General features: G+C 46.0%; 9 protein-coding genes and 1 pseudogene. 4 read left to right on the top strand and 6 right to left on the bottom strand.

The features are described 5' to 3' along the window. Positions 1 to 173 (bottom strand): annotated as a pseudogene (locus R7E51_RS23695) (pilus assembly protein PilM); the annotation flags it as partial. A 144-nt stretch (positions 174 to 317) separates the two neighbouring features. Between R7E51_RS23695 and R7E51_RS23690 the strand changes: the two are divergent. Next, the gene (locus R7E51_RS23690) at positions 318 to 2,879 is read left to right on the top strand and encodes a penicillin-binding protein 1A (RefSeq protein WP_206958471.1); all 2,562 of its coding nucleotides are present in this window, start codon (positions 318 to 320) and stop codon (positions 2,877 to 2,879) included. A 52-nt stretch (positions 2,880 to 2,931) separates the two neighbouring features. On the opposite strand, the gene oxyR is transcribed toward R7E51_RS23690, so the two are convergent. Next, positions 2,932 to 3,843, bottom strand: coding sequence for a DNA-binding transcriptional regulator OxyR (gene oxyR, locus R7E51_RS23685; protein ID WP_005381326.1), 912 nt, complete (start codon positions 3,841 to 3,843; stop codon positions 2,932 to 2,934). Positions 3,844 to 4,012: 169 nt separating this feature from the next. On the opposite strand from oxyR, the gene R7E51_RS23680 reads away from it, so the two are divergent. The 3 genes from R7E51_RS23680 (at position 4,013) to R7E51_RS23670 (ending at position 7,059) form a co-directional block, all read left to right on the top strand. Beyond that, positions 4,013 to 4,741, top strand: coding sequence for a redoxin family protein (locus tag R7E51_RS23680; RefSeq protein ID WP_005382781.1), 729 nt, complete (start codon positions 4,013 to 4,015; stop codon positions 4,739 to 4,741). A 191-nt stretch (positions 4,742 to 4,932) separates the two neighbouring features. Continuing rightward, complete coding sequence (locus tag R7E51_RS23675) at positions 4,933 to 6,405, top strand: dihydrolipoyl dehydrogenase (RefSeq protein ID WP_206958474.1); 1,473 nt, start codon at positions 4,933 to 4,935, stop codon at positions 6,403 to 6,405. Positions 6,406 to 6,777: 372 nt separating this feature from the next. Then, positions 6,778 to 7,059 carry a DUF3624 domain-containing protein gene (locus R7E51_RS23670; protein WP_017633527.1) on the top strand — a complete coding sequence of 94 codons (282 nt, stop codon included), beginning with the start codon at positions 6,778 to 6,780 and terminating at the stop codon, positions 7,057 to 7,059. A gap of 194 nt (positions 7,060 to 7,253) precedes the next feature. Here R7E51_RS23670 and argH read toward each other — a convergent pair whose 3' ends face one another. From argH to argC, 4 genes are all read right to left on the bottom strand, one after another. After that, entirely contained in the window at positions 7,254 to 9,128 is a 1,875-nt protein-coding gene (gene argH / locus R7E51_RS23665; protein ID WP_017633526.1) for an argininosuccinate lyase, read from the bottom strand. 242 nt (positions 9,129 to 9,370) lie between these two features. Next, positions 9,371 to 10,585, bottom strand: a complete 1,215-nt coding sequence (locus R7E51_RS23660) for an argininosuccinate synthase (protein ID WP_005381332.1) — start codon at positions 10,583 to 10,585, stop codon at positions 9,371 to 9,373. 84 nt (positions 10,586 to 10,669) lie between these two features. Beyond that, on the bottom strand, positions 10,670 to 11,461 hold the full coding sequence (gene argB, locus R7E51_RS23655; RefSeq protein WP_005381333.1) for an acetylglutamate kinase: 792 nt from the start codon (positions 11,459 to 11,461) through the stop codon (positions 10,670 to 10,672). 21 nt (positions 11,462 to 11,482) lie between these two features. Next, the gene (argC, locus tag R7E51_RS23650; RefSeq protein WP_017633525.1) at positions 11,483 to 12,487 is read right to left on the bottom strand and encodes an N-acetyl-gamma-glutamyl-phosphate reductase; all 1,005 of its coding nucleotides are present in this window, start codon (positions 12,485 to 12,487) and stop codon (positions 11,483 to 11,485) included. Between the last annotated feature and the right edge of the window lie 185 nt (positions 12,488 to 12,672).

Below are 12,672 nucleotides of genomic sequence, written 5' to 3'. Positions count from 1 at the left end.
AGGGTCTTTACAATTTCTTGATGATTTATGGTGTTATTTTCAGCGACAATACCTTCCTTTAGTAATATTTCTTTGTAACCCAACAGAGCGTAATTGTTGCCTGTGGGTTTAAGTACTACGGCTTTGAGGCTGTTATGGCCTATATCGATGCCGGTAACGATTAGCTTATCCATCTCTTACTCTCGCTCCGAAATTTCTTCGTGCAAAGGTTGTTATTAGCATCCAAATAAGAGTTAATATCTCTTATGTGCTAAATTTTTGACCTAAGAGTACAAGGGTTTGCCGTTACACAGCCTCAACCAATCAGGGATTCTCCGGTGAAGTTCATAAAGCGTTTATTATTTTTAACATTGATTTGCATAATTCTTGGAGTCACCACAATATTTGGCTTCTATCAGTACGTGAAGCCTGAATTGCCAGATGTTGCAACTCTAAAAGACGTTGAATTACAAACACCTATGAAGGTGTTTAGTCAAGACGGGAAGCTGATCGCACAGTTCGGTGAAAAGCGTCGTATTCCTGTTACTTATGACGAAATTCCTCAAGACTTAATTCACGCGCTCATCGCAACCGAAGATAGTCGTTTCTATGAGCATCCTGGTATCGACCCTATCGGCATCACTCGTGCAGCGGTTGTTGTTGCGGTTTCAGGCTCGGCTAAACAGGGTGCAAGTACGATTACGCAACAGCTAGCTCGTAACTTCTTCTTATCTAATGAGAAGAAGATCATGCGTAAGATTAAAGAGATTTTTATTGCTATCCATATTGAGCAGCTTTTAAGTAAGCAAGAAATCATGGAGCTTTATGTCAATAAAATCTTCCTTGGTTACCGCTCATATGGCTTTGGTGCTGCCGCTCAAGTGTATTTTGGCAAGAGCCTTGATGAATTGACGTTAAGTGAGATTGCAACACTCGCTGGTATGCCAAAAGCGCCATCAACCATGAACCCAATTTACTCTCTTGAGCGCGCAACAAAACGCCGTAACGTTGTATTAATGCGAATGCTTGATGAGAAATACATTACACAAGAGCAGTATGACGAAGCACGCAATGAGCCTATTGTGGCGCGTTATCATAGCGCTGAGATTGAGCTTTCCGCACCTTACGTAGCAGAGTTGGCTCGTGCATGGGCAGTAAAAGAATACGGTGAAGAAGAAGCTTATACCTCTGGCTTGAATATCTACATGACTGTGGATTCTAAACTGCAAGATGCTGCAAATACGTCTGCGGTAAATAACCTCTTGTCATACGATGAACGTCATGGCTACCGTGGTGCAGAAAGTGTGCTTTGGAAAGAAAGGGAAGCGGCCTGGGACAATGAGCAAATAGAAAAGCACCTGAAGAAACAGCCAACTTATGGTGACCTTTACCCTGCGGTTGTGACGAAAGTCGATGATAAGACGGCACAAGTATGGGTTAAGAACCATGAAGAGCAAACCATCCCTTGGACTGGAATGCACTGGGCGCGTAAGTACATTACTGATAACCGCCAAGGCTCAACACCAAAGTCAGCGCATGATGTGCTAGCGACAGGTCAACAAGTTTGGGTTCGCGAAGTAAGTGAAACCGATGAAGATGACAACACAACACTGAGCTGGAAACTGAGCCAAGTGCCGACAGCAAACACCGCGTTTGTTGCGATGAACCCAGAAAATGGCGCGATATTGTCGCTGGTTGGTGGTTTCAACTTTGTTCACAGCAAGTTTAACCGTGCAACCATGTCAGTGCGTCAGGTTGGTTCAAGTATCAAGCCTTTCATCTACTCGGCAGCAATTGACAAAGGGCTGACTCTAGCGACTTTGATTAACGATGCGCCAATTAACAAGTGGGATGCAGGTTCTGGTTCAGCTTGGCGACCAAAAAACTCACCACCAACTTATGGTGGCCCAACGCGTCTTCGCCTCGGCTTAGCTCAATCAAAAAACGTCATGGCAGTGCGTACACTCCGTGAAGTTGGCCTCGAGGAGACACGTCAGTACCTTACTCGTTTCGGTTTTGATATTAACCAAGTACCACGCTCTGAGACCATCGCACTCGGAGCTGGCAGCTTAACACCAATGAAAGTGGCACAAGGTTACTCTGTGTTTGCAAACGGTGGTTATTACGTTGAACCATTCTATGTAGAACGCGTGGAAGATGCATTCGGTGAAGTACTGTTTAAAGCCAATCCAAAGAGTGTTTGTCATAAGGATTGTCCGCAAATGAGCGAGCAGCCAGAAAATCGCTACGCTGATGAATTTGGCGAACAAGACGTCGCGATTGATGGCCTAGCGACAGACAATGCCCTTGAAAATGATGAACCTCAATATGCACCGCAAGTTATCTCCGAACAGAATGCATTCTTAATGCGTGAGATGATGTACAGCAACATTTGGGGTGGCGGTAACTGGCGTGAAGGCACAGGTTGGAATGGTACAGGCTGGCGCGCGCAAAAACTTGGTCGTCGTGATATCGGGGGTAAAACGGGTACAACGAATGATTCCAAGGATGCTTGGTACAATGGCTATGGACCTGGTGTCGTTGCGATAGCTTGGGTTGGCTTTGATGATCATTCACGTGCACTTGGCCGCACCACTGTTAACAGCAACCTAGGGCAAGGCCAAATTTCTGGTGCCGAGTCGGGTGCGAAAACCGCAGAGCCTGCTTGGATCGACTTCATGCGTGTTGCGCTAGAAGGGACGCCGGAGCAAGGTAAAAATATTCCAGAGGATATTATTCGAGTTCGTATTGATCGCAACAGCGGTATGCTAACGCACAAAGTAGATAGCACATCAATGTTCGAATACTTTGAAAAAGGCACGGAGCCTACCGAATACGCTGGCGACCGTTTAGAAGATAGTATTTATTCTTCAGGTTCTGGCGCAGAAGAACTGTTCTAAATCACAAAAGCACAAGGGAGAGCATCAAGCTCTCCCTTTTTATTTCTGCTTTTTATGCTGCAGCATTCAATGATGGATAAGAAGCCAACACCTCTTTAATCTTCGCTGCTAAAGCTTCAAACCTAGCTCGTAATGGTGAGCCCGGACGGTATACGAGCACGATATTACGCGAGGGGGTTGGGTTAACAGCTGGTACGTAGCATACGCCATCTTTTTGCTTCTCATTAGGGATAGAAAGCTGAGGCAATAACGTAATCCCCGCACCGGCAGCAACCATATTGCGTAACGTCTCCAAGCTGGTGGCTTTAAAACGCTCATCGTCTTTTGCACCAGCGGCAAAACAAAAACCTAACGCTTGATCTCGCAGACAGTGGCCGTCTCCCAACGCTAAAACGGTTTTACCATTCAGCTCCAACATATCAACATGGTCGAGAGAGGCCCACTCGTGGTCACATGGCACTGCGACACTTAATGGCTCTTGATACACTTCGATCTCTTTAAATGGCGCAGTTTCATCAACCGAAGCTAAAACTAAGCAATCTAGTTTGCCTTCTTCCAATTGACGCACTAATTGATGTGTTTGAGCTTCGTGCAGAAATAGCTCCAGCTCAGGAAATGCTTCTTTTATCTGCGGCAGAATTTTGGGTAGTAGATAAGGCCCAACCGTCGGGATGAAACCAATATGCATCGGTCCAGTCATGGCTCCGCTTTGACCGCTTGCCATATCTCTGAAGGTTTTCACTTCACTTAAGATGCGTTTAGCCTGCTCCACCAGCTGTAACCCTGAATCGGTAAACAAAACACGTCGGCTGCTTCGCTCTAAAAGCGTGGTCCCGAGTTCGTCCTCTAGTTTACGAATTTGCCCACTCAATGTTGGCTGGCTAACAAAACATGCCTCTGCCGCTTTGCGAAAGTGCTTATGTTCCGCAAGTGCAACTAAGTACTCAAAATCTCGAATATTCATAATTCACGCTTCGCTTCTTTAACAATAGCTAATACCTATCAAAACCATAACACCAAACGATTAGAGCTATCAAAGGGTTTTTACAATAATGGGCTCAACAAAACGAAACAGAGCGACGAAAAACGCTAAGCTCTATACGCATAATTTAAAATAGTTAAAGGAAATCATTATGTTTGTATCTAAAGAAGGTCAACAAGTCCCTCAAGTTACTTTTCCAGTTCGTCAAGGTGACTCTTGGGTGAATGTAACGACCGATGAACTATTTAAAGGTAAGACCGTTATCGTATTTAGCTTACCGGGTGCATTTACTCCAACCTGTTCATCAAGCCATCTACCTCGTTACAACGAATTGTTCCCTGTATTTAAAGAGCACGGAGTGGATGAGATTATTTGTGTCTCGGTCAATGATACGTTCGTGATGAATGCATGGAAACAAGACCAAGAAGCAGAAAACATTACCTTCATCCCGGATGGTAATGGTGAATTCACCGATGGCATGGGTATGTTAGTGGATAAAAATGACATCGGCTTTGGCAAACGTTCATGGCGTTACAGCATGCTAGTAAAAGATGGCGTAGTGGAAAAAATGTTCATTGAGCCAAACGAACCAGGTGACCCATTCAAGGTGTCAGACGCAGATACGATGCTGAACTACATAGCGCCTGACTACAAAACGCAAGAATCCATCACGGTGTTCACTAAACCAGGCTGCCCTTTCTGTATGAAAGCGAAACAAAATCTGATTGACCACGGTCTTCAATATGAAGAAGTGATTCTGGGTAAAGACGCAACAACAGTTAGTCTACGAGCTATATCTGGTCGCACGACTGTTCCACAAGTCTTTATCGGTGGCAAGCACATCGGCGGTAGCGAAGAGCTAGAAGCGTATCTAGGCTAAGCTGTCCATAGCCTACACCCTCGGTCTCCGGTGCCTTTTGGCTCGGAGGCCAACCCTAAACCACTTCTTCTACTAGTCTAGATAAGTAGTCATCTACCAATAAGGTGACTACTTATCCAGATTCAACTATCCAATTCACTCTCCAAGCTCAATGTAGCTAGCTTGGCTTAAAACAAAAGCGAGAGTTCACGATGAAACAAGTTAATGTCGACGTAGCGGTTATTGGTGGCGGGACGGCTGGTCTTGGTGCTTATCGAGCAGCAAAAGCTCATACCAACAGCGTGGTAATGATTGAGGGCGGTCCCTACGGAACAACTTGTGCTCGTGTCGGATGCATGCCGTCTAAGCTGTTAATTGCGGCAGCAGAAAGTGTTCATCAAATCGAAAAAGCACCTGGATTTGGGATACACCCGCAAGGTGAAGTACGAATTAACGGACGAGAAGTTATGGATCGTGTAAAGCGCGAACGCGATCGTTTTGTTGGCTTTGTGCTTGAAAGTGTCGATGATATTCCCGCTGAAGACAAACTATCGGGCTACGCGAAGTTTGCCGATGACCACACTCTCATCATAGATGATCATACTCAGGTCACCGCACAGCGCATTGTTATTGCGACAGGATCTCGTCCAGCATATCCGGCAGCTTGGAATGAACTGGGTGATCGCCTAGTGATTAACGATGATGTATTTGACTGGGATGACTTACCAGAGTCCGTGGCAGTATTTGGCCCAGGAGTCATCGGCCTTGAATTGGGTCAGGCTTTACACCGCCTAGGAGTAAACGTGAAGCTCTTTGGCATTGGAGGACAAGTGGGCCCACTGACAGACCCAGAGGTGATGGCGTATGCAGATAAAGCCTTTAAGGAAGAGTTCTACCTTGATGCAGATGTAAAAGTCGAAAGCATGAAACGCATTGCTTCGTCAGACAATGACGGCGAAGACAAGGTCGAAATCCAATTCATCAACCATGATGGCGAATTAGAAACTTTCGTTGTCGATTACGTATTGGCTGCAACGGGTCGTCGTCCAAACGTAGATAAGCTGACGATCGAGAACACCAATGTGGCGCTCGATGAACGTGGCGTACCAACGGCGGATCACTATACATTGCAAACTTCGGTAGAGAGCATCTTCATCGCAGGTGATGCAAGTAACCAAATTCCACTGCTGCACGAAGCCGCTGACCAAGGCCGTATTGCTGGAGACAACGCAGGCCGTTTCCCAGATATTCGTGCGGGTCTGCGTCGCTCACCAATTTCAGCCGTGTTCTCCGACCCACAAATTGCTATGGTTGGCGAAACATATAAACAACTACAAACACGTCTAGGCACATGTGGATGTTTCGCAACCGGTGAAGTCTCGTTTGAAAATCAAGGACGTTCGCGCGTCATGCTTCGTAATAAAGGTATTCTGCATGTCTACGGAGAGCAAGGCACTGGACGTTTTTTAGGTGCAGAAATGATGGGCCCGAATGCAGAGCATCTTGCGCACCTTTTAGCGTGGGCGCACCAAAATAGGATGACGATTTCTGAGATGTTAGATATGCCCTTCTATCACCCAGTGATTGAAGAAGGCGTCCGCACCGCTCTACGTGATTTGAATGCAAAACTACACTTAGGGCCAGAAATGGTGAAACATTGTCTTGACTGCGGCCCTGGCTGCTAACGCTTTCAGGCTTCTATCTAAATATAAAGCAAAGCCTCGTCATCAACGAGGCTTTGCTTTACTACTTCGGCGCAATGAAATCTCTCTTACGCTGCCATCATTGCATAGCGGCTGACCATACAAATCGCGACAACACCGATCATAAAGAACCCACCAGCGATACTCAGCGCAAGTTTCAACTCTGTCGACATCATTATATTTCCTGTTAAAGACTGACAGCGCACCATACATCAATTACGTGCCACAAAGCTTTTACAAAGCTAACTTTCCATTTTTGGTTGTGTCATGGCGATCTAAGCCCGTGTAAGAAACGCTTTCCACCATTTAGTTAGATATATAATCTGAAGCAACACTAATGGTTTGGAAAACACTATGACTTGTCGCCGCTGCGAAGAACATTGGTTTTGGAAAAAACTTGGACGTTGCCAACGATGCTTGGATCAATTGACGGTACTTTCTGTACTGTGTTGGATTGTATGGTGGTTTACGCTCAAAGATGATCCACAAAGCATCGAGTCGATCGCTTTGATCTTTGCCGGCTTCGCTTTCAACGTTTTGTTGTTTTTACACTTATGGATGCGTTTTGTCATCTTGCCTTGGCAGCGTCGACGGGGACAAAAAAAGGCGAATAAAAAAGAGAAAAGTGACAGATAGAAAAAAGCCCCAAAACCAATGTCAGTTCTGGGGCTCTCTTAGATTCTTCTAAGAAAAAGCAGTGGTACTTTAATAGACCGGGCTTCCTCTCAAAGGTTCCAAATTTTTTCGATTTTTTTAGCGAATACTGATGTAAGTAAACAGGAAAATGACTATGTCATTGAATGCTAATAAAATCACTCCACAACTTCAGTTCATGCCACATGCGTTTTTTGGATCACTTGCTCCATTAAATTGATCTCAAGCGCTACCTCATCACATGCATGTTGACGTGGGCACTGATCGCAATCTTTCAGAACTTTCTCCGGCAGTAATGACTTCGATGTCGGTAAAAAGCTTTGCTTCATAAAGAACTCAGGCGTTCGCGTTAGAACAAAGACTTTCTTGATCGCCATCTGGCGCGCTTTCTCAACCAAATAGTTCACAATCGCACTGCCCTGCCCTTGGCCTTGCCAGCCCGCTTCGATACCAAGAGAGCGTATTTCAGCCAACCCTGAGTCATACACATATAGAGAAGCGCAACCCGTCACTTCACCATGATGCTCAGCCACCGCGAAAGAGCCAATATCTCTCACGAGCTCATTACGAGAGCGCGGAAGATTCTCACCAAGGTTCGCCCAGTAAGCAACCATACCTTCCAACGTTTCAATGTCCGTCAAACGTGCAGGACGCACTTTCACCGCCGAGCTGTCACGCTGGCTCAGGCGCTTATCCGCTTGTTCTACCGCGTAAGCGACCTGGTGAGGCGAAACACCCCCCAAAGCACAACGCTTTTCCAAACACGAATCGATAGTCAGAATGTCATACACATCATCTTCAATCACCTCAGAGAAGGCTTTTAGCTCTTGCAGAGACAATTCTTCCAGCGCACAGCCTTTAGCAATAGCACCAACGACCGCGACACCGACGATGTGGTGAGCTTCACGGAATGGGATGCCTTTCGCCACTAGGTAATCAGCCAACTCAGTCGAGTTTGCGTAACCTTGTTTCGCCGCTTCTAGTGTGCGCTCGCCATTCACTTTAATACCGTCAAAACACAGAGCTGCCATTTCCATGCAGTCGTTCCATGTATCTAAAGCGTCAAACAACCCTTCTTTATCTTCCTGCATGTCTTTGTTGTACGCCAATGGCAAGGCTTTAACTGTCATCATCATGCTCGATAATGCGCCATAGACACGCCCTGTCTTACCACGGATCAACTCAAGTGCATCTGGGTTTTTCTTCTGTGGCATTAATGACGAACCAGATGTCACCGTATCCGCTAACTCAATGAAGTTTGACTCGCCTGAATTGTAGAAGATCATATCTTCTGCAAGACGAGAAAGGTGAAGCATAGAAATCGACGCCACCGACATCAGTTCCATCACATGATCACGATCTGAAACCGAATCGAGTGAATTACGCGTAGCACGGTGGAAACCGAGATTATGTGCTAATTGTTCGCGATCAATCGGATAAGCCGTTCCCGCTAACGCACCCGAGCCAAGTGGACAAGTGTCGAGACGCTGTAAGGCATCATTCAGACGAGAGTAGTCACGCTCGAACATTTCAACATAAGCCAAGCACCAGTGAGCAAAGGTTACAGGTTGAGCACGCTGAAGATGAGTATAGCCTGGCAATACGGTGCCTTGGTGCTGTTTAGCAACATGGACCATTTGTGCTTGTAGGCGATCTAAAGCAATCAATAATTGCTGACCTTGCTGACGACACCAAAGTTTCAAGTCTGTGGCGACTTGGTCATTCCGAGAACGCCCAGTGTGGAGTTTTTTACCTAAATCTCCCACTTTACTGATTAGCTGCTGTTCAACCCAAGAGTGGATATCTTCTGCATCAGAGCGAAGAATTTGGTGAGGGTCTTCCATCACTTCTAACTTCAGCTCATTTAAAGCAAGTTCCAGTTTCTGCTGTTCTTCTGCCGATAGCACATCAACAGAAAGCAGAGCTTTAGACCATGCGATTGAACCTACGATGTCTTGCTCAGCCAATCGGTAGTCAAAACGCAACGAATCATTGAACTCTTTAAATCTGGTGTCTGCCGCTTGGGTAAATCTTCCGCCCCATAATGCCATTGCGTCTCTCCTGATGACTATTGCTTACTCTAACGTTCTCGAATGAGTAGTAACCAATTTGATGGTCATTTGCTCACTTTTTCTTATGGGTCAACGTTACGGCAATTTCGATAAAAAATAAAGTATAAATTCAATATTCTTACATATATATTCAAACTAACTTTAGATACCCGCTTTTAGAAACCAAAAGACCCGCCTATAAATGGCGGGTCTTTATTCAATCCGAGATGGATGTTAAGGGATTATTTCTTCTGGCTGTTCAATGCACGAATACGGCTTGATAGCGAGTAAAGACGGATAAACCCACCTGCATGGCTTTGGTCGTAAACTTCATCTTCACCAAAAGTCGCGAACTCTTCTGAATACAAGCTGTTGTCAGAACGTTTTTGCGTCACTGTCGCTTGACCTTTGTAGAGCTTAACAACCACTTCACCGTTAACGTCTTGCGCTAGCTCTTCTGAAGCGGCAAGGATCGATTTACATAGTGGCGTAAACCAACGGCCATCGTATACAAGGTGAGACGCTTTTAGACCTAGCTCCTCACGGAATTCGAATGATGATTTGTCTAGCACAAGCTGCTCTACAGCACGCAGCGCTTCCATCATGATGGTGCCTCCCGGTGTTTCATAGCAACCACGAGACTTCATTCCAACAAGACGGTTTTCCACGATATCGATACGGCCAACACCGTGCTTAGCGCCCTTCTCGTTTAGGTAAACCAGTGCGTTGTATGGTGTCATCACTTCACCATCAACTTCGACCACTTCACCTTTTTCTACTTTCAGCGTGACGTATTCCGCTTCATTTGGCGCTTGCTCTGGGTCGACAGTCCACACCCAGCAGTCTTCGTTTGGTGCGTTCCACGTATCTTCTAAAACGCCGCCTTCCGTCGAAATGTGCCATGCGTTTGCATCACGTGAATAGATCTTAGTAAGAGACGCAGAGCAAGGAATATTACGCTCAGCTAGGTAATCCAAACACTCTTCACGGCTCACTAGGTCCCACTCACGCCAAGGTGCAATCACTTGTAAGTCCGGTGCTAGTGCTGCGAATGCGCCTTCAAAACGTACTTGGTCGTTACCTTTACCTGTACAGCCATGACACAGAGCGTCCGCGCCCACTTTACGTGCCACTTCAACCTGCGCTTTGGCAATGATTGGACGCGCCATTGATGTACCTAGCAGGTACTTACCTTCGTAGTACGCGCCGGTTTTTAGCGTTGGGTAAATGTAGTCTGCGACCATTTCTTCTTTCAAGTCAGCGATGTAACACTCAGAAGCACCAGAGGCTTTTGCTTTCGCTTCAATGCCTTCTAGCTCTTCGGCACCTTGACCAACATCGGCAACGAAAGCCACTACTTCACAGTCGTAGTTCTCTTTTAGCCACGGGATGATTACTGAAGTATCTAGACCGCCTGAGTATGCGACTACCACTTTATTTACGTTCACTTTGCTCATGTTTTTTCTCCAAACTTAACTGGCGCTGCGCTCGGCGGTCAGTGCCAACTGCGACTTCCTAATATTGAATTCTTTTGCTGATGCTTATTGAGGCAAGAATTGAGTACCAATACTTTCACCAGCGAATAACTGTGCTAATTTTTCTGGGTAACGCCAGGTCGCGACTTCAATTGGACGGCCAAGATCATTGGCGGCCTCCAAAGCGGCTTTAACTTTGACGATCATGCCATCGGTGATCACATGTCCATCGATCAACGAGTTAGCTTGCTGCTCTGACAGGGTTTTGATCAAATGGCCTTTTCCATCTAATACACCACTCACGTCTGATAACAGGACCAACTCCGCATCTAATGCGCCCGCAACCGCGACTGCTGCTTGATCAGCATTCACATTCATCATCTGGCCATCTTTGGTTAAACCAATTGAACTGATGATCGGCAGTGCACCTGTGTTTAGCACCGCTTGTAATAGTGCTGAGTCACCCGGTGATGCTTTGCCTACCGCGCCGAGTTCTGGGTCAAGTTCTTCAACAAGACACAAACCACCATCCGCAAGGCTAAGGCCCACAGCGTTAAGACCGTCCGCAATCGCTTGACCTTGAAGTAACTTATTCGCAGTGCCTGCAAGCGCGCCTGCAATCACAGGAATTTGATCGTAAGGCGTTACGCGTAAACCGTTTTTCTTAACGGTTTCAAGCTGAAGCTTTGCCATCAACTCATCAACTAGGTAGCCACCGCCATGAACGATGGCGATTTGTCGCTGTGCCGATTTTTGGTAAGCCGCAATGGCACCAAAAAGTTGGCTTAAGGTTTGAGTGCATGATAGAGCTGCACCACCTAGCTTAATGACTAAAGGAGCTTGATTGGTTTGCGTCATCGCATTTCCCTCTTTCAACGACTACAGCAACGCTGTCAGTTCTGGGTAACCGTAATGAATATTGAGACATTGCATCGCTTGACTCGATGCACCTTTAAGTAGGTTGTCGATAGCTGAAATCACAATGATGTGTTCGCCTTGTACCTTCCAGCCGATATCACAGAAAGGGGTATTTTCGACATCCTGAATACGTGGAATACCGTCGCCTTTAAGACGCACCGCAGGCTTGCCTTGATAAGCTTGTTCAAACGCCTGTGCCACTTGTGCTTCTGTCACACCTTGCGCAAGCTTCATGGTGATAGTGGCAAGAATGCCGCGTTTAAAGTTGCCGAGGTGCGGAGTAAAAATCACATCGCAACCCAAGTGCTGAGCAATCTCTGGCTGGTGACGATGGTTAAATACACCATAAGGTTGCAAGCTCACTTCACAGAAGCTGTTAACCATGGAGGCTTTACGCCCTGCACCAGATACACCACTGGTTGCGTTGATCACTGGCCATTGGTTGGTATCGAGCAACGCATGTTCTAATAAAGGTTTGATTGCAAGCTGTGAAGCGGTTGGGTAGCAACCTGCTACTGCAATCAAAGGAGTGGTTTTTATTGATTCTTGGTTCCATTCTGCTAAGCCGTATGCTGCTTTATCTAGCCAGTTGTTATGTTGATGTGCGAAGCCATAAAAAGTGTCGTAAAAGCCTTCACTTTTCACACGGAATGCACCCGATAAATCGAATACCTGACAGCCTGCCTCCAAGAAAGTTGGGGCTAAATCATGGCTGACTTCGTGAGCCGTTGCCAAAAACACCACGTCCGATTCTTGAGCGATTTGCAGTGGATCCGTTAGTGGTAAAACTGGCATATCAATGATGCCCGCTAGCTTACCGTGCAGCTGCGCGATGCTCTTTCCCGCATCAACACTGTTGGCGGAAACGTATAAACCTGATAGCGTGAGTTGTGGGTGTTTATTAACCATTAACGCTAACTCTGCGCCGGTGTAACCGCTGGCTCCAATAATCGTGGTTTTTAGCATTGTGTGACATCCATATACTTAAAGGCTCAAATGACTATTCATATTTAATTTCTGCTTTATTTTGATTTTTTATTCATTAAATATGATTTAATATGTGTTTTACATTTTTGTGGTCTGTCTGTCAACAGGAGATTTGAAGAATCCATGCAATTACCAACTTTTCTAGAGGTCTATGAAGGACTCAT

Origin of the sequence: Vibrio sp. Vb1166, assembly GCF_033338695.1 — a bacterium.
Lineage (GTDB): Bacteria > Pseudomonadota > Gammaproteobacteria > Enterobacterales > Vibrionaceae > Vibrio > Vibrio alginolyticus.
The sequence above is the reverse complement of the archived record's forward strand: the minus strand, read 5'-3'. Positions and strand labels throughout refer to the sequence as shown.

Coding starts and splice junctions, on each gene's coding strand:
- R7E51_RS23675 (WP_206958474.1), top strand. CDS start 4,933: ATGAAACAAGTTAATGTCGACGTAGCGGTTATTGGTGGCGGGACGGCT.
- oxyR (WP_005381326.1), bottom strand. CDS start 3,843: ATGAATATTCGAGATTTTGAGTACTTAGTTGCACTTGCGGAACATAAG.
- R7E51_RS23670 (WP_017633527.1), top strand. CDS start 6,778: ATGACTTGTCGCCGCTGCGAAGAACATTGGTTTTGGAAAAAACTTGGA.
- R7E51_RS23680 (WP_005382781.1), top strand. CDS start 4,013: ATGTTTGTATCTAAAGAAGGTCAACAAGTCCCTCAAGTTACTTTTCCA.
- argB (WP_005381333.1), bottom strand. CDS start 11,461: ATGACGCAAACCAATCAAGCTCCTTTAGTCATTAAGCTAGGTGGTGCA.
- argC (WP_017633525.1), bottom strand. CDS start 12,487: ATGCTAAAAACCACGATTATTGGAGCCAGCGGTTACACCGGCGCAGAG.
- argH (WP_017633526.1), bottom strand. CDS start 9,128: ATGGCATTATGGGGCGGAAGATTTACCCAAGCGGCAGACACCAGATTT.
- R7E51_RS23660 (WP_005381332.1), bottom strand. CDS start 10,585: ATGAGCAAAGTGAACGTAAATAAAGTGGTAGTCGCATACTCAGGCGGT.